This window comes from Lysinibacillus sp. RC46, assembly GCF_041262385.1.
In the GTDB taxonomy this organism is placed as follows: Bacteria; Bacillota; Bacilli; order Bacillales_A; family Planococcaceae; genus Lysinibacillus.
Map to the genome: position 1 here is coordinate 210,937 of NZ_JBGCCF010000001.1, position 24,207 is coordinate 235,143.

Below are 24,207 nucleotides of genomic sequence, written 5' to 3' on the forward strand. Positions count from 1 at the left end.
TCGCTCCCTTTCCGCGGGCGACCGTCAAGCCTCACAAATCCTAAACATCTATGAATTCATGCTTGGCTCGCTGTCCCCGAGAAGTGGCGCGAATCTTTTATCTATTTAATGCCATTTTCATCCTTTTTGGGACAAGCATTTAATTTTTGCGGAAAAATTCATTTAAGCGATCAATGACCTCTTCTTTTTTCCATTCGAACGTTTCACCTGTTTGACGGAATTTAACCTCAACAATACCTTCAGTTGCTTTTTTACCTACTGTTACACGGACAGGTAAGCCAATTAAGTCAGCATCTGCGAATTTAACTCCAGCGCGCTCAGCACGATCATCTAATAGCACATCATAACGGTATGATTTCAATAAGCCATATAGCTCATCAGCTAAGGCAACCTGTGTTTCATCCTTTGTATTAACAGGGACAACATGGATATCATAAGGAGCTAATTGTGTTGGCCAAACAAAACCATTTTCATCTTGGAAATGCTCTGCAACAGCAGCTAAAATACGTGACACACCAATACCATAGCATCCCATAATAAATGGTTGTGATTTACCTTGTTCGTCTAAGAATGTACCATTCATTTTTGCAGAGTAAGTTGTTCCTAATTTGAATATATGACCAACCTCGATACCTTCTGCAAACTTGATAATTCCTTGGCCATCTGGAGATGGATCACCCTCTTGAATAAAACGAATATCTAAATATTCATTCACTGCAAAATCACGCTCTGGATTAACATTAACTAAATGGAAACCATCTTCATTTGCACCGGCTACACCGTTACGAATAGATTTAATAGCATTGTCAGCTACTACTTTTACGTCTACTGGTAATTTAACAGGACCGATTGAACCAACTCCACAGCCTAATAAATCACGGATTGCCGCTTCACTAGCAAGTTCAACAGAACCAGCTTCAAGCGCATTTTTCAGCTTAATATCATTAATTTCGTGATCTCCACGAGCAAGTACAACAACTAATTCACCGTCAACATCAAACACTAATGATTTAATGACATTCGAAGGCTCAACATTTAAGAAAGCTGATACTTCTTCGATTGTTTTTTGGTCTGGTGTTGCCACTTTTTCAAGCTCTTTTAATGCTTCATCTGATGGTTGATAGTCTACAAGAACTTCTGCCATTTCGATGTTTGCAGCATAATTAGACGTATCAGAGTATGCAATTGTATCTTCCCCAATTTCAGAAAGCACCATAAATTCATGTGTACCTTTCCCACCAATTGAGCCTGCATCTGCAATAACTGCACGATAGTTTAAACCTAGACGAGAGAATATATTTGAATAAGCACGATACATATCATCATATGTTTCATCTAAACTTTCACGTGATGCATGGAAAGAGTATGCATCTTTCATAATAAACTCTCTGCCTCGTAGTAAACCAAAGCGAGGACGTTTTTCATCACGGAATTTAGTTTGAATTTGATAAAGTGTTAGCGGTAATTTTTTATATGATTTAATTTCATCACGTACTAAAGTTGTGATTACTTCTTCATGAGTTGGCCCTAATGCGAAATCACGATCATGACGGTCCTTTAAACGTATTAATTCTGGACCGTATTTTTCCCAGCGACCTGATTCCTGCCAAAGTTCCGCAGATTGTAATGAAGGCATTAAAAGCTCAATTGAATTGATTGCTTCCATCTCTTCACGAACAATGTTTTCTATTTTTGTTAACACACGTTTTGCAAGCGGTAAATACGAGTATACCCCACTTGTATTTTGACGAATAAACCCTGCACGTAGTAATTGCTTATGTGATTTTACCTCTGCATCAGCAGGTACTTCACGTAGCGTTGGGATAAGTGTTTTACTTTGCTTCATTCAGTGTTCCACCTTTTTAATAGATAAGTTTTTATACTCTAATTAGCATAAACAAATTTAGCTTTGAACGCAATGTTTCAAAAAAATTGCGTTCAAAGCTATGTTTTTTCAATCAATTTTCACCTTAGCGTAATTGCCATGGCTTCCTTTAAATATGTTTTACTTGAAAAACTTAACTTAACTCTTCATTTATTTAGATCAATTATGCCTTGGCATAATTGCGTCCGGAATCGGCTTTGTGCTTAGGCCTGCGTGATGCAGGTCAGTTAGCCGTTATCGCATGGATGCGATGATTTTAGGCTAACATCCTTTATGAACGCCTTTCCGATTCCGTGACATCCGCCGGAGGCTTTAGGCCAACAGATGTTTTTTGCGCGAAAGCGTAGTGCTAACGTAGCGTCAGCAAAAGGGTTTCATTCTGTGCGAAAACGTAGTGCAACGAAGTGACAGCAACAGCACCGATGTTGGTCACTCAGTCGTTGCCACAGGACGTGGCGTTCTTAGACTGAGTTCCTCTATTTCAGCGGATGTTTGGCATCTGCTGAAATAAGTTAAAAGAAAAATCGTTGTATATCGTTCCATGTAACTACGACCATTAAGATCATCAATAGTACGATACCGACAAAATGCACAAGACCCTCTTTTTGACGATCAATTGGTTTGCCTCTTACTGCTTCGAAACCAAAGAACAATAGACGACCACCGTCAAGTGCTGGAAGCGGTAGTAAATTCATAATTCCAAGGTTAATACTTAACATCGCAGCCCAATTCATTAAATTGATGAATCCATATTGAGCTACCTGCTCTGTCGCTTTATAAATTCCTACTGGACCTGATAGAGCATCTATCGTGAATTTACCGGTAATTAACATACCAAGCAATTCAAATATTTTAGCAGTCATATTATAAGTTTCTTGTGCGCCATAAACAACAGCCTTTAATGGATTAAATTCACGTGGGCTCTCATACTTAACCCCTATTTGGCCATACTTATCGCCATTTTGTTCTATTTCTTTTACCTTCATATTTAGGTTAACTTGCTGACCATTTCGATCAACTGTTACAGTAATATCTTCACCAGGGTGATCTTGTACAATAGCAGCTAAATCCTGCCATTTTTTAACTACTTGTCCGTCTATGCCAACTACTTTATCACCTGCAAGCATTCCTGCTTGTGCAGCTGGATCATTTTCTACTACTTCTGTGATGATTGGCTCATACGTAGGTACACCATGAATTAAGCCAATCATCATATAAATAATAAAAGCTAATATAAAGTTAAATAACGGGCCTGCAAAGATTGTCATAGCTCGTTGACCGACTGTTTTAGCGTTAAATTGGCGATCATATGGTGCAATTAACGTTTCTTTACCGTTTTCTACGAGAATACAATCTCTTGCAACATTATAACGAACTAATTTTTCCTCTTCATCATAGCCTTCTACAAACAAATCCTTTTCTAAATCGGCACGCTCAACTTCTAAAAATAACAAATCTGGTAATTGCTTATTATTTTGATTAAAGATAATTTTCTTTACAACATTATCTTCATCTACAATAAGCCCTACTCGATAGCCCGGCTGTAATTCGGCGCCATCCATGTCATCACCAGCCATACGCACGTAACCGCCAATTGGCAATAAACGTATCGTATAGATTGTTTCACCATGCGTTTTTCCATAAATTTTTGGTCCCATACCGATTGCAAATTCCCGAACCATAATTCCTGCTCGTTTCGCGAATAAGAAATGACCAAATTCATGGAAGAATACAAGTAGGCCAAATATTAAAATAAATGCAATAGCTGTTTGCATAATACCCCACCTTTAAAAAGCGAATAGTTAACGATATCTTCTCTCTTTATTTTACCATGTCTAACACTGTTTTTCTTGTTTCACCATCTACATGCAAAATTGTTTGCAAATCTGGCACTAATATGTTGTTATGTGCTTGCATTACACGCTCAATCGTTTCGTCAATTTCAAGGAATGTTATTTTCCCTTGTAAAAATGCCGCAACTGCCGCTTCATTCGCTGCATTCATCGCTGTTAAAATTGTACCGCCTGTGCGCCCAGCCTCATATGCTAGTCTCAATGCTGGATAACGTTCAAAATCCATTTCTTTAAAATGGAGCTGACCAACTTGCGCTAAATTAAGTCGTTGTCCGTTATGTAGCGGCATACGATCTGGGTAGCTTAATGCATATTGGATTGGTACACGCATGTCCGGCGTACCTAGCTGTGCAATAACACTAGTATCATGATACTCAACTAGGGAGTGAATAATACTTTCTCTATGCAAAAGTACATCAATTTTATCATAAGGCATATCAAATAACACATGTGCTTCAATGACTTCTAGCCCTTTATTCATCATTGTAGCTGAATCTATCGTAATTTTCGCACCCATTGACCAGTTCGGGTGATTTAGTGCATCTGCAACCGTTACATGCTTCAACTCCTCGCGTGTTTTGTCACGGAAGCTACCACCAGAAGCCGTAATAATTAATCGCTCAATATTTTTCGGATTCTCTCCATTCATCGATTGGAAAATCGCAGAATGCTCACTATCAACCGGCAAAATTGATGCATTATATTTCTTGGCCTCTGCCATCACTAAATGTCCAGCGGTTACAAGTGTTTCTTTATTGGCAATGGCAATTGTTTTGCCCATGCGAATTGCAGCTAATGTCGATTCTAGTCCAACACTTCCAAGAACCGCGTTTACTAGCACTGTCGAATCAGGATGTGTAGCGACCTCTACAAGCCCTTTTGCACCAAACGTAAAGTGTACTTGTGGATATTCTTTAGCGAGCATCATTGCATCTTCTTCTAATTGAACAGATACAAGTTCAGGCTTTAAAGTTTCAATCATTTCACGAGTTTTTTCGATATTTTTCCCTGAAGAAAATGCCACTAAATGGAAGGCATCGCGTTGTTCTTTTAAAATATCATAGGTTTGCCAACCGATTGAACCAGTTGCACCAAGTAAACTAATTTTTTTCACGACAAATTGTCCCCTTTTTCTATCTCAGCAAATGATATAGCACGATTATTATCACTCTGTTTAGAGGAAAATGCTATTATTATGGCACATCACCATAACGTAGAGTTGATCTCGGTTCCGACTAGACGTTATCCTATAGCGACCGATGAGCCACTATTGTTCCTAGTTACCAAAAACAATGGAAAAAATGTAGTAAAGGGACTACGAACAATAGACTATCAAAGCGATCTAAAATACCGCCATGCCCAGGTAAAATATTTCCTGAATCCTTTACGTCAAAATGGCGCTTGATAGCCGATTCCACTAAATCGCCCATTTGACCAATAATTGACGCACAGATTGTGATGAAAATAAGTGAGACATAACCATCCGCAAACGGATAAATTGCTTGCATCCCAACAGCAAAGATTACTGCAATGACAATTCCACCAATAAAACCTTCCACGGTTTTCTTTGGTGAAATTTCAGGCCATAGCTTATTTTTCCCTAATTTTCTTCCTACAAAATATGCACCTGAGTCAGTTGTCCAAACTACAAGTAAACAATATACGACAAACTCTAGACCATAGCTTCGTGTTTCGATTAAGTAATGGAAGCCTAACCCGACATAAAACGCACCTAATAATATAAATGCAACTTCATCGAATGTAATTTTATTTTTTACAAGGACTACATATATGAGTAATAGCATCATTAGACCATACACAACCATTAAATTGGAGGAATAGCCAATTGCATCTACTACCTTACTTGACCAGTCTGTTGGTATAACAAGTAGTATTAATGTTAGTAACCCTAAAAAACCTGGTATTGAAAAAAGTGAAATACCTTTCATTTTTAGTATTTCATAAAAGCCGACAACAGCCATTGCAAGCACAAGTATTGTAAATGGCACTTTTCCATAAATAACAAATGGAATAAATAGTGCTGCTGCAATTATTGCTGTAATAATTCGTTGTTTCAAGTTGTTTCTTCTCCCTTCAACCCACCGTAACGGCGATTACGTTTCTGGTAGTTTTCCACCGCTTTCAGTAAGTTTTCCTCGCTAAAATCTGGCCACAATGTATCTGTAAACCAAAATTCTGTATAGGCGAGCTGCCATAACATAAAGTTGCTTAATCGCACTTCACCGCTTGTACGAATTAATAAATCTGGCTCTGGTAAATGAGCCGTCATTAAATGCGATGTCAAGCATTCTTCTGTTATGTCTTGCATCGTTAATTCACCATCCTGCACCTTCTGAAGCATTGTTTTCATGGCGTTAACCATTTCCGAACGACTTCCATAATTCAGAGCAAAATTTAGAATTAATCCTGTATTATGCTTCGTCTCCTCCATCGCTTCATACAACGCTTTTTGCGTATGCGCAGGTAATAAAGATGGATCTCCTATCATCTCAACACGTACATTACGTTCCATCATTTCAGGTAAAAATGAACCTAAAAATTCGACAGGTAAACGCATTAGGAAATCGACCTCTGGTTTTGGCCGCTTCCAATTTTCTGTAGAGAACGCGTACACCGTTAAAACTTTAATACCTAGATCTGACGCAAATCTAGTTACCTTTCGTACCGTCTTCATACCTTCATGGTGCCCTGCAACACGTGGCATGGCACGTTTCTTTGCCCAACGTCCATTTCCGTCCATAATAATCGCTACATGGGCAGGAATCGGCTCGTTTTTAGCAAGGGCAACACGTTCCTCCAATGATAGTGAATCTATATTTATTTGTTTACCTAATAGCTTTTTAAACATGCTAACTCCCCCACTACAACTAATCGGACGTATACTAACCTATCATAACAAACAAAAGCGCGTTTTGTCTTTTTTTTCCCTCTAAATTGACTATGTATGAACTACCTTATTTTAGAACTACACACATTTTAAGATATCACCATATGTTGAGTTAACTTTCGTTACAACTGAGTGTAGGCGAAAGAACATCAACTGATCATGACATATTTCAACTTTTGGTGATGAACTCTTTATTAGAGGGGCTTTTAAGACTTTTCCCCCACTCAACTGAAGGTTAAAAAGGGTTATTGTTTCCCTTATTTTGTTCATTGTTCAATAATGTATTTCGGTTCACGTTAAGAATAGTTCTTCTTAATCTTAAATGAAAGCAAAAATAGATGAAAGATATTTCCCTTAAAACAATTAAAGGTGCTCTATCTCAGTATGTGTTTGGACACCCGCTGAATGAAGATACTTTAACAGTAAAGAGAAAAGACGTCCTTTATATATATAGGACGCCTTCATCTCATCAAAAAGTTCCATCATAGATATGCAAAACGAGTTGCTTACACTTCTAGAATTTCTTTTTCTTTTTCTTTCGCCACTTGATCTACTTTAACGATGAAGTCATCCGTTAATTTTTGAATATCTTCACCGTAGCCACGTAGATCATCTTCTGTGATTTCGCCAGCTTTTTCAAGTTTTTTCAGATCATCATTCGCATCGCGACGAACATTACGTACAGCGATTTTTGCATCTTCTGCTTCTTTTTTCACTTGCTTCACAAGATCTTTACGACGATCTTCTGTTAAAGCAGGAATCATTAAACGAATAACAGATCCATCATTTGTTGGTGTAATACCAATATCTGATTTCATAATTGCTTTTTCGATTTCACCTAAAATTGTTTTATCGTAAGGTGTAATAACTAATAAGCGTGCTTCTGGTACCGAAACACCTCCAAGCTGATTAATCGGTGTTGGTGCACCATAATAATCAACTGTAATGCGATCTAATAAAGCAGCATTTGCACGACCTGCACGGATTGAAGATAGTTCACGTGAAAAAGCGGCAATTGTTTTGTTCATTTTTTCTTTAGCTTGTTCTAAAACTTGTTTAGCCATTATGCATTCCTCCTAACAACTGTTCCAATTTTTTCGCCTTGTACGGCACGTTTAATGTTACCTGGTTCCATAATTGAGAAGACAATTAACGGAATATCGTTATCCATACATAAAGTAGAAGCTGTCGAATCCATTACTTGTAAGCCTTGTTGGATAACGTCTAAGTATGTGAGTGTATCATATTTAATGGCAGTAGCATCTACTTTTGGATCTGCAGAATAAACACCATCTACATTATTTTTTGCCATTAAAATAGCATCTGCGTCGATTTCAGCTGCACGTAACGCAGCTGTAGTATCAGTAGAGAAGAATGGGTTACCAGTACCTGCTGCAAAAATAACTACACGTTTTTTCTCTAGATGACGAACTGCTTTACGGCGAATATATGGCTCCGCTACTTGTGTCATAACAATAGAAGATTGCACACGTGTTTCAATTCCTAATTTCTCAAGCGCATCTTGTAACGCTAAAGAGTTCATAACCGTTGCTAGCATACCCATATAATCGGCTGCTGCACGATCCATCCCCATTTCGCTACCGATTTTTCCACGCCATATATTACCGCCACCTACAACAACAGCAACTTCTACATCAAGATCTACTACTTCTTTTACCTCTTCTGCAACAGACTTGATAATTTTTGGTGATAAACCGAAGCCCGCTTCCCCAGCTAACGCTTCACCACTTAATTTTATAACTACTCGTTTATATTGTGGCACACTCATTGTAAACCTCCGTCAGACTTTATTTAAAACTTCTCTATTCCCTTTTCCATTATAGTATAAATAACAATAATTGCTAGTTATGAATAAGGCAGAATAGGAAATTATATGGCTCATCACCATAACGCGTGGTTGATTTCCGTTCCGACTGGGCGCTTTCCTGCCCAGTCTCCACTCCAATCAACTTATATACATAGTACATAGTATACGTTTTAACAAACATCCACAACTTTTGATGGATGAAACATTTTTATCTTTTTTTTCGCTCATTTCGGAAAAATAGGGAACACGCTATGTTGTGTTCCCCATTTTTTGTCTAGAAAATCTAGATATTATTTGATTAGGATCTAACGCAAGTAAATTAGTTACCTTTAACTTGGCTCATTACTTCTTCAGCAAAGTTATCTTCACGTTTTTCGATACCTTCACCTACAGCGTAACGTACAAAGCCGTTTACTGAACCGCCAGTTGAAGCAACGAAGTCACGTACTTTTTGATCTGAGTTTTTAACGAATGTTTGGTCAAGTAAGCAAACATCTTCGAAGTATTTACCAAGACGACCTTCAACCATTTTGGCTACGATGTTTTCTGGTTTACCTTCGTTAAGAGCTTGTTCAGTTAATACTTTACGCTCACGTTCAACTTCTTCAGCAGAAACTTCATCGCGAGAAACATAAGTAGGGTTAATAGCTGCGATATGCATAGCAACATCTTTTGCAGCAGAAGCATCTGTAGAACCTTCTAAAGAAACTAACACACCGATGCGACCGCCCATGTGTAAATAAGAACCGAATGCATCTGCATCAGTTTTTGTTTTCACTTCGAAACGACGAAGAGTGATTTTTTCACCGATTGTTGCAACTGCAGTTGAAATTTGGTCTGCAATTTTCACACCTTCAGCATTTGCAAGCTCTAAAGCAGCTTCAACTGTTGCAGGTTTAGCAGCAAGTAATTGCTCAGCTAAAGAAGCAACTAATACTTGGAATTTTTCGTTTTTAGAAACGAAGTCTGTTTCAGCATTTACTTCAAGGATGATTGCTTCGTTACCTTGTTCTAAGATGAAAGTTGTACCTTCTGCAGCGATACGGTCAGCTTTTTTAGCAGCTGAAGAAAGACCTTTTTCACGTAGGAAATCGATTGCAGCATCAATATCGCCATCAGTTTGTACTAACGCTTTTTTACAATCCATCATTCCAGCGCCAGTTTTTTCGCGTAATTCTTTTACTAATTGTGCAGTAATGTTTGCCATTTAGTGTTTCCTCCTCAAATTGGTTGTACAAATTTTAGTGATAGGTTCTAAAAAAGGTGATAAGGGTTTTGAGCCACTTATCACCTTTTTCTAAACGTGAATTACTCAGCAGCAGCTTCTACAGCTGGAGCTTCTTCTTCACCTTGTTTTGACTCGATTAAAGCGTCAGCCATTTTAGCAGTTAAAAGTTTAACAGCGCGAATAGCATCATCATTAGCAGGGATTACGTAGTCGATTTCATCTGGATCACAGTTTGTATCAACAATACCTACTAGAGGGATGTTTAATTTAATAGCTTCTGCAACAGCAATACGTTCTTTACGTGGGTCAACCACGAACATTACGTCCGGAAGAGCGTGCATATCACGGATACCGCCTAAGAATTTGATTAGACGTTCGTGTTCTTTTTTAAGTTGGATTACTTCTTTTTTAGGTAGAACTTCAAAAGTTCCATCTTCTTCCATTTTTTCGATTGCTTTCATACGTGCAACACGTTTTTGAATTGTACCGAAGTTTGTAAGAGTACCACCTAACCAACGTTGGTTGATGTAGTAGTTGCCTGAACGTTCAGCTTCATCTTTGATCGCTTCTTGTGCTTGTTTTTTCGTACCTACGAAAAGAACTTTACCACCGTCTTGACCAACTTGACGCATGAAGTCATAAGCTTCCTCTAATTTTTTAACAGTTTTTTGTAAGTCGATGATGTAGATCCCGTTACGTTCAACGAAGATATATTTCTTCATTTTTGGGTTCCAACGACGAGTTTGGTGACCGAAATGTACACCAGCTTCAAGTAATTGTTTCATAGAAATTACTGACATGTGTATTTCCTCCTAGTATGTTTGGTTTTTATCCTCCGCATTTATCACTTGCAACAAGCTACCCTAAGCTTAGAGCACCACTTACTACATCAAAATGCGTGTGTATTAATAACACCATTTGCAACTATATCATAGCTTTACCCCATTCGCAACTGTTTTAGTTATGAAATTTCAATAAAAGCTCGATTTCTGTTTTTCCTTTTTGAAGCTGTTTTGCAATTTCTTCTGATGTTTTACCTTGTTTCGCTAATTCAACAACTTGTTGTTCCACTGTTAATGGTTTAGTTTCTTCCTTTTCGGTTGCATCAGTTGGTTGTTGGGCCGAATGTACCATCTTAGCTTCAGCTTTAGCTCCAGTTTGCTGTTGACGTGAATAAGCATTGGCTACGATATTTTTGGGCACATAAATACGCGGTTCATGATCGAGACTAATAGAACCGTCTACTGTACTTTCTTCCTTTGTCAGAGAAGGCGGTTGCTCCTGCTCCTTTTGTCTCACAATCTGTTCTTCCTGTTTCACAGCATTCGTTTGAGTTTCAGACTTTGAAACTCGTTGCATCTCTTGAATTAGGCGATCATTTTCATCTTTCATCTCCGCTAAATAGACACTAATGGTGTCATCCATTTCACGCATTAAGCGCTCCTGTTTTTTTTCTAAGTCCTTAAATTTTGCTAGCTTCGTATTTAATATAATAAGGAAATAAAATGAAAGTAGCTGTAAAATAAAAAGAACCGCTATTAGTATGATTGTCATAGTAAGCTCCTATCCACTAAAATCCACAAAATTTCCTTTAAACGGATGCTGCGCTTGCGTTTCTCGCTTCTCGTTATCCTTATTTTTCTTTTTTCGAGTACCTTTTATATACTCGCCACCTGCTTCTTCATCTTCGCTAATCTCATCCATACCCTCTGAAGTATTCACAACTTTTTGCTTGCGTTCTATTTCTTTTTTTAACGCTTCATTTGCATGTGCTTGCTGAGCCAAAGTTTGTTGTTGTGCCTGATCCGCCATTTTCCCTGCTTCAAAAGTTTTTGGAATAGCTATTTGTAGTTCGACACCCTTTAAACTCATGAGACTCCCTCCTTCAACGATATGTATATAAGGATATTATGCATTAATCATTTCATTAGATAATAATTTCCGTAGTTTTAATAGCGCCTTAGAGTGGATTTGTGAGATGCGTGATGTTGATAACCCAAGCATTTCTCCAATTTCTGTTAATGTTAATTCCTCAGTATAAAATAAACTAAGCACCAGCTGCTCCTTATCATTGAGCTTTTGGATATTTTCTGCTAAATCCCCAAGCAGTTCTGACTTAACGATAGCTTGTTCAGGTGTCGTTGTCGTATCATCACGAATAACAAATGACTTTCCATCAGCCTCATCTTGATCTTGCTGCTCATTAATGGAAAGAACATTTGAAAAGAAATGCTCCTGTACAGTTTGGTAAACTTCCTCAACAGGTAAAGTCATATGTTCCGCAAGTTCCTCAGGTGTTACATGACGCATATATTTTTGTTCTAACTGTTCAATCTGTGCATCTAATTTTTTTGCCTTCTCACGTGCGGAACGCGGCAACCAATCTTCCTTACGTAAACCATCAATAATTGCTCCTCTTACTCTAAAAGAAGCATATGTATCAAATTTCAAGTCTCTATTTATATCAAATTTATTTAACGCGTCAAAAAGACCTACCATACCTAAGCTCGTTAAATCGTCTCGCGATACACTCTTTGGTAAGCTCGCTCCAATACGCTGTACATGATAGGATACTAGAGAAATATATTTTTTTATAAGTAAATCACCAGCATCTGGATCACGTTCATTTATCCAGCGGTTCCACAGCTTTTGTTCATCGTTCAGAATTGGTTGTGTCATGTAATCCACCTCTCTAAGAAAAACGCATTTACGCGCCTGTTTGCCACTGTCTTATATTACCTTGATATTTTCCGTTGTACTTCTTCCTGATGTAGTTATTCGTAGATGGCACAAAGAGTTACTAGCTATGAGCCTCTAACATAAATAACCAATGTAATTCTTTCCTATATTATAACAAGAATCGACTATAATTTCATTTGTTTCTCAGACTCTATCACAGATTCTTTACATTTTTGTGTCAGGCATTTTTTAGTTTGGCATAGTTAAAACTTACTAATGCAAAAGAATTAAAAAGAGCCGCTACTCGCGACTCCCATTTTTAAGCATTATTTAATTGAGGATCATCCTCACGATTCATCATTGTGCGTACAACTTGAGCAATTTCTTCTGAGTTTTCATCTTGAAACTCAACGGTAGAGTTGGCCGTAGGTGTTTCTTGATTGTCTTCCTCATGATTGCCGGATTCGTTTTCTTCATGCTCACCTTCAACGACTTCTTCAGCGTCCTCCGGTGTGAATAAAATATAGGCAATTAAAAATCTTACAATATACATGACGAAAAACACAATTATTCCCGCCACAAATGACCCTATGATAATACGTAGTGGTGTATAAGGTTTTAGAAATGTACTAAAAAAATATATAGAAAAGGCAGTTAAAGCTCCCCATAGGTTATAAAAAATAGAACCAAACATTATATTTCGCTCACTCCTTGGTTAACCGTTCGAATATTTAATGTCGAAGTCGCAGGATTAAATTCAATTGTTCTACCACTATTACCGCCCGTATCTTCGGCAACTAAACGAATTCCATGACGCTTTAGCTCATGCCTCACAGCTTCTACATTACGTGGGCCGATGCGCATGGAATCTTTATCTGAAGTGAATTGAAACATCTGCGCACCACCCGCAATTTTTGCCTTTAGCTTGAATTTTTGAACGCCTTCTAACTTTAATAAGTCAATCATTGCCGCAATGCCTGTGTCAGCAAATTTAGCCACATTTATTGACTCTTGTCTACCTAAACTCGAATCCGGCAACATCACATGAATTAAACCAGCTATTTTTTTGGATTCATCATATAAAATAACACCTACACAAGATCCAAGACCTGATGTTCTTATCGTATTTGGTAACTTTACTACATCCATTTGTGCAATTCCAACTTTTACAACTTGCCCATTACTACTGTTTAGCATCATCTATGAAACTCCTAATGCTTTAAAAATAGCATCAAATGAGTCTGGATCTGGTAATAAGAAGAAATGCCCTCTTACTGTTTCCTGATCCTCTACACCGTCTTCAAAAATGGATGTGTTTATGACGATAACATTATCGCTAACGTGTGATAATTCAATCAAACCAATACTAATAATGGCACCAAACATGTCAACACTTAGTCCTGGCACAGTTGGATAAATTTTTAAATTTGTAAAGTCAGATAACGCCGATAAATAAGAGCCAGATAAAATATTACCCATCTCTTGCATAGCTGATAAACCTAACTCTGAAACAGGTCGTTTTTTAAAGTCGAATGATTCATCAAATATGAGACGACGAATAAAACGATTTGCTTGTTCAATTGGCAGAATAAAGAACATACTACCTTCAGCATCACCTTCAATGCGTAGATAGATTCCAACTACGACATTTTCAGATCCCCCAGCAAGCTCCATCATGTCATTAAATGACACCATTTCAACCTTTGGTACTCGCATATCAATTTTTTTACCAAGCAAATTGGAAAGTGCTGTCGCAGCATGCGCAGCACCTATATTACCAATTTCCTTCAATACATCTAAATGTAGTGATGTAATCTTTTGATTATATGTCATTATCGATCCCTACTTTAGTGGATTTAGTACTTTCTCTAAATGCAATAAAATTAATAATCGTTTATCTATTTTAGCCACCCCTGAAATAAACTCTTCTTCCAATGAGCCTACTACTTCGGGCTGTGGTTCAATTGAGTCAGCAGGGATGTCTAACACATCATTTGCAGAGTCTACGACGAAACCTACTTCCATATCTTCTAATGAAATGATGATAATACGTGTTGTTTCTTCGTGCTCAGAGACAGGTAATTCAAACCGTTCACGTAAATCTACAATTGGCGTTACAACACCGCGTAGGTTAATAACACCTTTTACATATTTCGCCGTTTTCGGTACGCGCGTAATATGCATTAGTTTTTCAATTCCTTGTACATGTGACACTGGAATCGCATATTCTTTATCCGCTAGTTGAAAAACAATTACTTTAATACTTTCTTGTTCCACTGCATTTGTCATTGTTTACACCTCTCTTATTCATTCACCTTATTTAATAAGTGCGTTACAATCCACAATTAAGGCTACTTTTCCGTTACCTAAAATTGTTGCACCTGAAATTGCAAAGATATTCGTTAAGTAGTTTCCTAATGATTTCAGCACAATTTCTTGTTGGCCAATGAATGAATCCACAACTAAACCAGCAAGTTTCTCACCTTTTCGAACGATGACCACTGAATGGAATTCGTCACCCTGTGGTTCTTTACGAGGTACCTCAAAGATTTCTTCTAAAAATACTAGTGGTACTACTTTGCCACGGAAGTCGATTACTTTTTGATTATGCGCATTCATAATTTCAGATGAACGGATAATTGAAGTTTCGATAATTGATGAAAGCGGAATGGCATAAATCTCTTTCTCTATTTCTACTAGCATGACAGAAATAATCGATAATGTCAGTGGTAATTGAATCGAGAATACTGATCCTACATCTTGTGTAGAGTCAATTGAAATATTTCCACCCAATGATTCTATTGTTGTTTTAACAACGTCTAATCCAACGCCTCGGCCAGATACGTCAGAAATAACATCTGCCGTTGAGAAACCAGAAGCCAAAATAAGCTCATTGATTTGCTTATCTGACATTGAATATGATTGTTCTTGTGTAACAATACCTTTAGAAATAGCTTTCGCAAGTACTTTTTCACGGTTAATACCTGCTCCATCATCTTCAATTTCAATAAAGACATAGTTACCACTATGATAAGCACGCAGGACAACTGTTCCTTCTTCTGGTTTACCTTTTGCAAGACGAGCTGTCGGATTTTCAATACCGTGGTCAACAGAATTACGAATTAAATGAACAAGAGGATCCCCAATTTCATCGATTACTGTACGATCTAGCTCTGTTTCAGCACCAATAATTTCGAGGTTAATTTTCTTGTTTAGATCACGAGATAACTGACGAATCATTTTTGGGAAGCGATTGAATACTGTTTCAACCGGAACCATACGCATCGTTAAAATAATAGTTTGTAAATCACCCATGACGCGGCTCATACGCTCCACTGTTTCATTTAACTCTCCATGGTTAACCTCAGTTGCAATAGACTGTAGTCGTCCTCGATCTATAACAAGCTCTTCAAATAAGTTCATTAATATATCAAGTCGCTCGATATTTACACGTATTGTTTTATTACCAACCGGCGCATGACTTTTATCAGCCTTAGCAGGAGCGGCTGCTTTTGCAGGTGTAGGTGCTGCAGTATTTGTTTCTGTTGCAGTAGCAGGTTGAGCCTCAACTTCTACCGTTGCTGTTGCCGCTACTTCTTGAATTGCTTGTCCATTTTCACTATATTGCTTTTGTTCGATAGTTGCGACAATCACTTCTTCAACTTCTGAAACTTTCATAATCTTTTTCTGCATATCTTCAGCAGATTCTTTTGTTACGAAAGCTACGTAAAATTGTTGATCAAACTGTTCGTCTTCAAGCTTTTCTACAGATGGATTTGATTTAATAACATCCCCATCTTTTTCTAAAATCTCAAACACCATAAATACTCGTGCTGCTTTTAAAAGACAGTCCTCACGTAATTTAACTGAAATTTCGAGTGCATTGAAACCTTGTTCAGTAGATTGAGAAATAACTGTTTGTTCAAAACCGTCATACTCTAACACACTTGCTACAGCAGTAGCGGGTGTCTCAGTAGTTGCTACTACTTCAGGAATCGCTTCCTCACCTAATTCAATACGCTTTAATTGTGCAACGGTTGAAGATACATCACGTTTTCCATCTCCGCCATTTGCAATGTCCATCACCATTTCTTCTAGATGGTCTACAGACTCGAAGACAACATCTAAAATTTCAGGAGTTACATGGATTTTCTCATTTCTGATCGCATCCAACACATTTTCCATTTTATGAGTTAAATCTGCTAGATCTTCAAAGCCCATTGTCGCAGACATACCTTTTAATGTATGCGCTGAACGGAAAATTTCTCCAACAATCGCCAAATCGTCTGGATTTTTTTCTAGTTCTAATAAATGTTCACTACACGCTTGTAAATGGTCTTTACTTTCTTCAATAAACATCTCTAAATATTGATTGACTTCCATAAGAGGACACCCCTTTAAGGCAAATATTTCATTATTGTTTGTGCAATATCATCTACATCTGCTACTTCATCGACAAGCTGCGTTTCCACTGCTGCTTTCGGCATACCATACACTATGCAAGTTTCAGCTGACTCAGCGATTGCAATCACATTTCCAGTACTTTTTAGTGCTTTTAGTCCGTCAGAGCCGTCATGGCCCATACCTGTCATAATAACTGCCACTTTATCAAAATCTTTAAATTGGCTGACATCTTCAAACATCACATCTACAGAAGGGCGATGTCCAGATCTAGGTGGTTCATTATTATCAAGGACTATGCCAAAGGAGGTACCTACTTTTCTAAGTTTTAAATGATACCCACCAGGTGCAATATACGCCGTTCCATTTTGAAGAATATCTCCTTGCTCAGCTTCCTTTACGGTAATCTCACTCAATTGATCCAAACGAGTAGCAAGAGATTTTGTAAATCCTGCTGGCATATGCTGGACAATTAAAATTGGTGCTTGAATGGATTTTGGGATTTTTGTTATTACTTCTTGTAATGCTCTAGGTCCGCCGGTGGAAGTCCCAATCAGTACAATTTTCCGGCCTACTTTATTCCATTCCACATGTGGCTTTGATGATTCTGCCCTTGTCGGAAAAACATTGACAGGAGGAGTCATCATACCTTCACTAAATGATTCTCTTCTAACGGTACTCGCTATTAATGAATGTTCTTGTTGTCTTTTACTACCAGAAGGTTTCTTTAATTTTGAAACAGGTACCAATGATGCTTGTTCAACCTTGTGGACAAGTTCGGTTTGGATTTTATGTAAATCAAGAGAAATTGTTCCGCTTGGCTTCGCGACAAAATCTACTGCACCAAGTTCAATTGCTGATAAGGCATTTTCTGCTCCTCGTTGAGTTGTACTCGAGAGCATAACAACAGGTACTGGACATATAGTCATAATTTCTTTTAAAGCATCAAGCCCATTCATTTCAGGCATCTCAATATCCATTGTCACAACTGTTGGCCGCAATGATTGAATCTTTTTTATCGCATCTTTCCCATTTCGTGCTGTTCCAACTACTTCAACCTTCGAGTTGCCAACAAAAAAGTCACTAATTAGCTTTCTCATAAAAGCAGAATCATCAACAACTAATAGCTTGCTTTTATGTAAAAAGTCCAATTAATCACGTCCTTTCGAAAAAATACTTCTTAATTTAGTTAAGAAATTACCTGCTGACTGATCATGTGCATGAACTTCCTCCACACGGTATTCCATAAAACGTGCCACTATAAGATGAAGTGTCTTTGTAATAAGTGCGTCTGGATAGGCAAGTGAAAAAGGCACTTGCTCACGCACAGCCTTACGCACAACAGAATCTTCAGGTAATGAGCCTAATACCGTAACCTCTTTGTCCAAAAAACGCTTCATCGTACGCTTCAGTCGTTCATTGGTTTCCAGTCCTTCTTCTTTACTATAAGCTCGATTACAGAGTATATAAAATTGCTTGTCCGCATCTCTCGTATGAATATATTTCATCATTGAATATGCATCTGTAATAGAAGTTGGCTCTGCTGTTGATAAAACAATGATTTCATCTATAGAAGTTAGTAAATCTAATGACCAGTTAGTTGCTCCTGCTCCCATATCAAATAAGATGTAATCAAAGCTTTTTTGAAGCTGCTCAAATGCATGAATGAGTCGATCAAACATAATATCTGACCATTCTAAGACGCCCGACATACCAGACCCACCTGAAATATACTTTAAATCGTAAGGACCTTCAAATATTACCTCATCTAGTAACTTATTTCCTTCTAAGTAATCTTTTAAACTATAAGATGCACTTTTTCCAATTAAAATATTGATATTCCCCATACCAATATCCATATCAACGATGACAACTTTTTTCCCTTTATTGGCCAATGTAATGGCAAAATTCATCGTGAAGTTACTTTTACCAACCCCACCTTTACCACTTACAACCGCAATTGCCCTGCCTAATTCGCCCTGCTGTTTCAACATTTTCAAGCGTAATGTTTCAGCTTGGTCTCTCATTTTTCTTCACCTTGAAAAAATAAATTTAGTACTGCTTCTAGATCAGCTTCTTCAATGTCTTCTGGTACTTCTTGACCATTCGTGTAGTAAGCAAGTCCTTTATTATATTTAATCATTAAATTAATCATTGTGCCAATAGAATTTGTTTCATCAATTTTTGTAAAAATGAATTTTTCAATTGGTAATTGCTTAAATTGCTCTACAATGTTTGCCATATCCTTCTCTTTCGTTGTCATAGCAAGTACTAAGAAGGACTCAGCTTGATCATCAAATTTTATGAGACGCTGTAAATCGTCTACATATTTTACCTCTTTATAATTGCGGCCTGCTGTATCTATAAACACTAAATCTAAATGGGATAATCGATGGATTGCTTGCTCAAAATCTGTTGCATTATAGGCAATTTCGACAGGAGCTTGTAACAGTCCAGCATACGTTTTTAATTGCTCAATTGCAGCAATACGGTAAGTATCTGTCGTGATAAATCCTATTTTTTTCTTTTTTTCTAAAACTGCTCTAGCTGCCATTTTAGCAATTGTCGTAGTCTTTCCGACACCTGTTGGACCTAGAACATTAATATATTTTTTTTCATAGGATAATCCCCCGACTGGGAGATTCTCTAGCTCTTTGCGCAATAAATTTTTCGTAACCATCTTATATTGAGAAAAATTGATTTCTGACGCTTCTTTGAAATGCGTAAAAAGCTCATCACCAATCGTTGTGATGAGCTCCTCACATAGCTCCTGCTGTCTTAAGTATTCAATGAAGGGTAAGAGTTCATCGGGATATTGATCCTGGATAGTCTTCTTATGCATAGAATGCATTAAAGATTTTAAATCTGCAATTTCCTTCCTCAAATCTTCAGAAATGCCAGTTTCCTCATGCAAGGGCGCATCATTCTGGGGCTGTACTTGGTGCATGTTAGCTTGTACAGCATTCGTAATCTCTTGTAACCTTACATTTTCTTTTTTAGCTGTTTTTATAGGTAAAGCTGCAGGTGCTGGAGCCGCATTACCTGGCTCCATTGAATCAATCCCTGCAACAACCTCAAAACTTTTCTTTTTAATGATTCCAAAAAACTTTTTTGTCACTACTACTTTCGAATTCAAAATGACAGCGTCCTCACCTAATTCAGCACGCACAAGCTTCATCGCTTCTGGTATGGAGGATGCATAATATTTTTTCATTTTCATTCAACATTCACCACCCCAACACTTTGAATTTCAACCGTAGCATCAAGTTCATTGTATGATAGAACTGGAATTTGCGGGAAATAACGCTCCGTTAGTTGACGTAAATACATACGAACTGCTGGAGAGCATAAGATAATAGCAGATTGTTCCATAAAGGAAACCCGTTCTACTTCTGCAGCAATAGTCTCCAAGACAGTTTGAGAATCTTGTGGATCCATCGCTAAATAATTTCCGTGATCAGTTTGTTGAATACTATCAGCAATCATTTTCTCTACTTTACCCGAAACAGTTATAACCTTTAGTGACGAGCTGTCTCCTACGTATTGAGAAGTAATCTGACGTGCTAATGCTTGACGTACATACTCAGTTAATATATCGGTATCGCTCGTTAACTTTGCATAGTCTGCTAGCGCCTCAAAAATAATTGGTAAGTTTCGGACTGAAACATTTTCTCGTAGGAGTTTACCCAGTACTTTTTGAATTTCTCCAGTCGATAACGGTGTAGGCGTCAGCTCTTCGACTAAAATTGGATGTGTTTCACGTAAATGATCAATTAACTGCTTCGTCTCTTGACGACCAAGTAATTCATAAGCATTTGCACGAATCATTTCGGTTAAGTGAGTCGACACTACGCTCGGTGGGTCAACAACTGTGTAGCCGAACATTTCTGCATCCTCTTTCACTTGCTCAGTAATCCATTTTGCAGGTAAGCCAAATGACGGTTCAACTGTGTCAATTCCTTCGATGGAATCATCATCTCCTGGACTCATTGCTAAATAATGATCAAGTAGAAGTTCACCACGCGCCATTTCGTTACCCTTTATTTTAATTCGATATTCATTTGGTTGTAATTGAATATTATCGCGAATACGGACAACCGGAATGACAATCCCTAATTCTAATGCTAACTGTCGACGTATCATAATGACTCTATCTAATAAATCGCCGCCTTGAGTAGCATCTACTAACGGTATTAAACCATAGCCAAATTCAAACTCGATTGGGTCCACATTTAATAAATTCACAACGTTTTCAGGGCTCTTCATGCCGTCAGTTGCCACTTCTTCCTCAATTTCAAGTAATTCTTCTTCATCCTCTGGTTTTTTATGATCCATCATATAAGCACCAGCAATTAGTGAACCACCAATTGGGATTGTTATCCAGATAGGGATAGGTGTGAAAAATCCAAGTAAAAGTATTGTTCCACCCGCTACATAAAGCAGTTTTGCTTGAGCAAATAACTGACCTGTAATGTCTTCACCAAGACTACCTTTAGAGGATGCACGTGTTACGACAATCCCTGTCGCTGTAGAGATCAGTAGCGCGGGAATTTGTGAGACAATACCATCTCCTACTGTTAACTTAGAAAAATGATTTGCTGCCTCTGCAAATGGAAGCTTCATCTGCACAACACCGATGATGATACCAAATAATAAGTTGATAATAACCATGACCATTGAGGCAATGGCATCCCCTTTTACGAATTTTGTGGCACCATCCATCGCTCCGTAGAAGTCCGCTTCACCCGCTACTTTCTCGCGCCGTTCACGTGCTTCCCTTTCAGAAATAACTCCTGCATTTAAATCAGCATCAATACTCATTTGTTTACCCGGCATCGCATCCAGTGTGAAACGTGCTGCTACTTCAGCTACACGCTCCGCTCCTTTTGTAATAACGATAAACTGAATTAACACAAGAATTAAGAATACAACTAAACCAACTAGTACATTCCCGCCGACTACAAAATCACCAAACGTTTCAACAACCGCACCAGCATCACCTTTGGCTAAAATGGCACGTGTTGTAGAAACGCTCAGTCCGAGTCGGAACAAAGTTAACAATAAAATAACTGAAGGGAAAATAGAAAAGTCTAATGCTTCCTTCATACTCATTGCTGTTAACAGTACTATTAATCCTAATGTAATATTAATGACGATTAAGAAACTTAACATCCACGGAGGAAGAGGAATGATGAGCATCGCAACGATTAAAATAACCGCACCTAAAACCCCTATATCGCGAACTTTCATTTGTGTCCCTCCTACAAAAAGCTTTAAATTTTCCGCTTAATTCGATAAACATAAGCAAGCACTTCGGCTATTGCTTTGAAAAACTCTTCTGGTACTTGATCGCCAATTTCTACTTGATCGTACATTGCTCGTGCTAATGGCCTATTTTCAACCATAATCACATCATGTTCTTTCGCAATCAGTTTAATCTTTTGAGCGATAAAGTCTGTACCCTTAGCAACGATGCGTGGGGCATCCATACTTTCCTCATCATATTTGATGGCAATCGCATAGTGAGTTGGGTTTGTTATGACAACATCGGCGTTTGGAATCTCTGACATCATTCGACGCATCGCCATTTCGCGTTGGCGTTGTTTGATTTTCGATTTTATCAGTGGATCGCCCTCACTATTTTTATATTCATCTTTAATATCTTGCTTAGACATTTTAAGATTTTTTTCGTAATCATGTTTTTGATACATCCAGTCTAAAAGGGATACACATAGTAAGACGAGCGAAGCAGCAATCCCCATGATACCAACAAGCTTACCCACTGTAATAAGAGTTATCCATGGGCTTTTAAAGGATAACGCCAAAACTTCCGGCAAATTCGTCCAAACTATAATTGTCGTAACGCCACCGATGAAGCCAATCTTTAATACCGATTTGAGAAGCTCTATAATGGCTTTAACAGAAAATATCTTTTTTAACCCTTTAATCGGGTCCATTTTTTTTAAATCAAACTTCATCGGCTCTAATGTAAATAGGAAACCGAACTGTAGGAAGTTACCTGCCAATGCTCCAACAAATGCAATTCCCATTATTGGGACAATAATAAAAGCCATTTGCACTAATGTTTCTGTAAATAAGCTCATCACACTATCAATCGTTAGTGTTTCTACGCGTATGTTATGAATAAAAGTTTGCCTGAAAAAAGCTAAAAGATCGTCTCGCATCGAACCTGCAAAGAAGAATAAAAAGATAAATACCATGAGCATGACAATCGCACTGGAAATATCCTGACTTTTGACGACCTGACCTTTTTTTCGAGCATCTTGTCGTTTTTTGGGCGTCGCCTTTTCCGTTTTTTCTCCCGCAAAATACTGTAAATCTAAATCCAGCAGTAGCAACATTTTATCCACCACCTAAAATAGCCATTAAATCACGCATCGCATATATCATAATTGTAATAAGCTTTTGTATCACTTGAACCATTACAGTCATCATTGTGAATAACACTAGAAAACTAACACCAATTTTAATAGGAAAACCAACAACAAAAATATTTAATTGTGGTACAGTTTTCGCCGTGATTCCTAGCGCCAAGTCGACTAAAAATAAAGTTGCTACAACAGGAGCAGCCATTTGAAAGGCAATCGCAAAAACAGCTGTAAATGTTGTGATGATAAACTCTATATAATTGGCATTTGCGAAATTTGGAAATCCTTGATCCATCGGTAAGAATTGATAACTATAATAAATTCCATCGAGAATCATATGATGTCCATTTATAGCTAGTAGAAAAAGTAATGCTAGCGTATTAAAAAATTGTCCTATCAATGGACTTTGTGCACCTGTTTGCGGGTCAATAATATTGGCAATGGCAAAACCCATTTGAAAATCTATAAAGCTTCCGGCAATTTGAATTGCCGACATGATGATATAAGCAACTAGACCGAGCAACAGTCCAATGAGCGCTTCTTTCATCACTAAAAGTATGTAATCACCATTAAATACAAATGGTTCAACGTCAATTGTGTAATACATCATCCAAGCTAAAACTAATGCGAGCGTTATTTTAACTTGTGGCGGAATCGTTCTGTACGAGAAAAAAGGCACAGTGACAAAAAATGCCGATACGCGCACAAGCACTAATAAGAAAACCGTAAAATGCGGGATTAATTCATTCATCTACTCACCCTATATAACGCGCTAAATTCTCAAAAATATCTCTCGCATAGCTAGTCACTTGTGATAACATCCAAGGACCGAAAAATACGATGGCTGCTAATACAGCGATGATTTTTGGAACGAATGCTAAAGTTTGCTCTTGAATCGATGTTGTTGCCTGAAAAATACTTACCGCTAAACCAGTGATTAAAGCAACTAATAATAGCGGACCGCTTGTTAGAAGGATAACCATAATGGCACGCTCTGCAATTGAAATAACCAATTCACCTGTCATACTGTATCATC

General features: G+C 37.8%; 24 protein-coding genes. All 24 read right to left on the reverse strand.

Features of this window, described 5'->3' with window-relative positions; translation table 11 throughout:
* Positions 1 to 139 precede the first annotated feature (139 nt).
* A complete protein-coding gene (locus ABH966_RS01065; RefSeq protein ID WP_370075198.1) occupies positions 140 to 1,846 on the reverse strand; it encodes a proline--tRNA ligase in 1,707 nt (568 codons plus the stop codon).
* 551 nt (positions 1,847 to 2,397) lie between these two features.
* A complete protein-coding gene (gene rseP, locus ABH966_RS01070) occupies positions 2,398 to 3,660 on the reverse strand; it encodes an RIP metalloprotease RseP (protein ID WP_370075199.1) in 1,263 nt (420 codons plus the stop codon).
* 46 nt (positions 3,661 to 3,706) lie between these two features.
* Complete coding sequence (gene dxr / locus ABH966_RS01075) at positions 3,707 to 4,852, reverse strand: 1-deoxy-D-xylulose-5-phosphate reductoisomerase (protein WP_370075200.1); 1,146 nt, start codon at positions 4,850 to 4,852, stop codon at positions 3,707 to 3,709.
* Positions 4,853 to 5,018: 166 nt separating this feature from the next.
* Positions 5,019 to 5,816 (reverse strand): phosphatidate cytidylyltransferase, encoded by a 798-nt coding sequence (locus ABH966_RS01080; RefSeq protein ID WP_370075201.1) that lies wholly within the window; start codon positions 5,814 to 5,816, stop codon positions 5,019 to 5,021.
* Entirely contained in the window at positions 5,813 to 6,607 is a 795-nt protein-coding gene (locus tag ABH966_RS01085) for an undecaprenyl pyrophosphate synthase (protein ID WP_370075202.1), read from the reverse strand. Before ABH966_RS01085 ends, ABH966_RS01080 begins: the two co-directional genes overlap by 4 nt.
* Before the next feature lie 545 nt (positions 6,608 to 7,152).
* Positions 7,153 to 7,710 carry a ribosome recycling factor gene (frr, locus tag ABH966_RS01090; protein WP_370075203.1) on the reverse strand — a complete coding sequence of 186 codons (558 nt, stop codon included), beginning with the start codon at positions 7,708 to 7,710 and terminating at the stop codon, positions 7,153 to 7,155.
* A complete protein-coding gene (pyrH, locus tag ABH966_RS01095) occupies positions 7,710 to 8,435 on the reverse strand; it encodes a UMP kinase (RefSeq protein WP_370075204.1) in 726 nt (241 codons plus the stop codon). Before pyrH ends, frr begins: the two co-directional genes overlap by 1 nt.
* Before the next feature lie 358 nt (positions 8,436 to 8,793).
* Entirely contained in the window at positions 8,794 to 9,681 is an 888-nt protein-coding gene (gene tsf, locus ABH966_RS01100) for a translation elongation factor Ts (protein WP_370075205.1), read from the reverse strand.
* Between the two features lie 101 nt (positions 9,682 to 9,782).
* The gene (rpsB, locus tag ABH966_RS01105; RefSeq protein WP_049668466.1) at positions 9,783 to 10,502 is read right to left on the reverse strand and encodes a 30S ribosomal protein S2; all 720 of its coding nucleotides are present in this window, start codon (positions 10,500 to 10,502) and stop codon (positions 9,783 to 9,785) included.
* 157 nt (positions 10,503 to 10,659) lie between these two features.
* Complete coding sequence (locus tag ABH966_RS01110; RefSeq protein WP_370075206.1) at positions 10,660 to 11,256, reverse strand: DUF6115 domain-containing protein; 597 nt, start codon at positions 11,254 to 11,256, stop codon at positions 10,660 to 10,662.
* 9 nt (positions 11,257 to 11,265) lie between these two features.
* Positions 11,266 to 11,574, reverse strand: a complete 309-nt coding sequence (locus ABH966_RS01115; RefSeq protein WP_370075207.1) for an RNA polymerase subunit sigma — start codon at positions 11,572 to 11,574, stop codon at positions 11,266 to 11,268.
* Between the two features lie 36 nt (positions 11,575 to 11,610).
* Positions 11,611 to 12,381: a FliA/WhiG family RNA polymerase sigma factor gene (locus tag ABH966_RS01120; RefSeq protein ID WP_370075208.1), complete on the reverse strand. Its 771-nt coding sequence runs from the start codon at positions 12,379 to 12,381 to the stop codon at positions 11,611 to 11,613.
* A 319-nt stretch (positions 12,382 to 12,700) separates the two neighbouring features.
* On the reverse strand, positions 12,701 to 13,075 hold the full coding sequence (locus tag ABH966_RS01125; protein WP_370075209.1) for a hypothetical protein: 375 nt from the start codon (positions 13,073 to 13,075) through the stop codon (positions 12,701 to 12,703).
* Positions 13,075 to 13,581 (reverse strand): chemotaxis protein CheD, encoded by a 507-nt coding sequence (locus ABH966_RS01130; RefSeq protein ID WP_370075210.1) that lies wholly within the window; start codon positions 13,579 to 13,581, stop codon positions 13,075 to 13,077. The genes ABH966_RS01125 and ABH966_RS01130 overlap by 1 nt, the downstream gene beginning before the upstream one ends.
* Positions 13,582 to 14,214: a chemotaxis protein CheC gene (locus ABH966_RS01135; protein WP_132357421.1), complete on the reverse strand. Its 633-nt coding sequence runs from the start codon at positions 14,212 to 14,214 to the stop codon at positions 13,582 to 13,584.
* Between the two features lie 9 nt (positions 14,215 to 14,223).
* Positions 14,224 to 14,670, reverse strand: a complete 447-nt coding sequence (locus ABH966_RS01140) for a chemotaxis protein CheW (RefSeq protein WP_370042849.1) — start codon at positions 14,668 to 14,670, stop codon at positions 14,224 to 14,226.
* 27 nt (positions 14,671 to 14,697) lie between these two features.
* A complete protein-coding gene (locus ABH966_RS01145; protein WP_370075211.1) occupies positions 14,698 to 16,764 on the reverse strand; it encodes a chemotaxis protein CheW in 2,067 nt (688 codons plus the stop codon).
* A 14-nt stretch (positions 16,765 to 16,778) separates the two neighbouring features.
* Positions 16,779 to 17,933: a protein-glutamate methylesterase/protein-glutamine glutaminase gene (locus tag ABH966_RS01150; protein WP_370075212.1), complete on the reverse strand. Its 1,155-nt coding sequence runs from the start codon at positions 17,931 to 17,933 to the stop codon at positions 16,779 to 16,781.
* Entirely contained in the window at positions 17,934 to 18,809 is an 876-nt protein-coding gene (locus ABH966_RS01155; RefSeq protein ID WP_370075213.1) for a MinD/ParA family protein, read from the reverse strand.
* Positions 18,806 to 20,002 carry a flagellar biosynthesis GTPase FlhF gene (flhF, locus tag ABH966_RS01160; protein WP_370075214.1) on the reverse strand — a complete coding sequence of 399 codons (1,197 nt, stop codon included), beginning with the start codon at positions 20,000 to 20,002 and terminating at the stop codon, positions 18,806 to 18,808. The genes ABH966_RS01155 and flhF overlap by 4 nt, the downstream gene beginning before the upstream one ends.
* A complete protein-coding gene (gene flhA / locus ABH966_RS01165) occupies positions 19,999 to 22,032 on the reverse strand; it encodes a flagellar biosynthesis protein FlhA (protein WP_370075215.1) in 2,034 nt (677 codons plus the stop codon). Before flhA ends, flhF begins: the two co-directional genes overlap by 4 nt.
* Positions 22,033 to 22,055: 23 nt before the next feature.
* Complete coding sequence (flhB, locus tag ABH966_RS01170) at positions 22,056 to 23,144, reverse strand: flagellar biosynthesis protein FlhB (RefSeq protein WP_370075216.1); 1,089 nt, start codon at positions 23,142 to 23,144, stop codon at positions 22,056 to 22,058.
* Position 23,145: 1 nt separating this feature from the next.
* Complete coding sequence (fliR, locus tag ABH966_RS01175; protein WP_370075217.1) at positions 23,146 to 23,922, reverse strand: flagellar biosynthetic protein FliR; 777 nt, start codon at positions 23,920 to 23,922, stop codon at positions 23,146 to 23,148.
* 4 nt (positions 23,923 to 23,926) lie between these two features.
* Positions 23,927 to 24,196, reverse strand: coding sequence for a flagellar biosynthesis protein FliQ (gene fliQ, locus ABH966_RS01180; protein ID WP_370075218.1), 270 nt, complete (start codon positions 24,194 to 24,196; stop codon positions 23,927 to 23,929).
* Between the last annotated feature and the right edge of the window lie 11 nt (positions 24,197 to 24,207).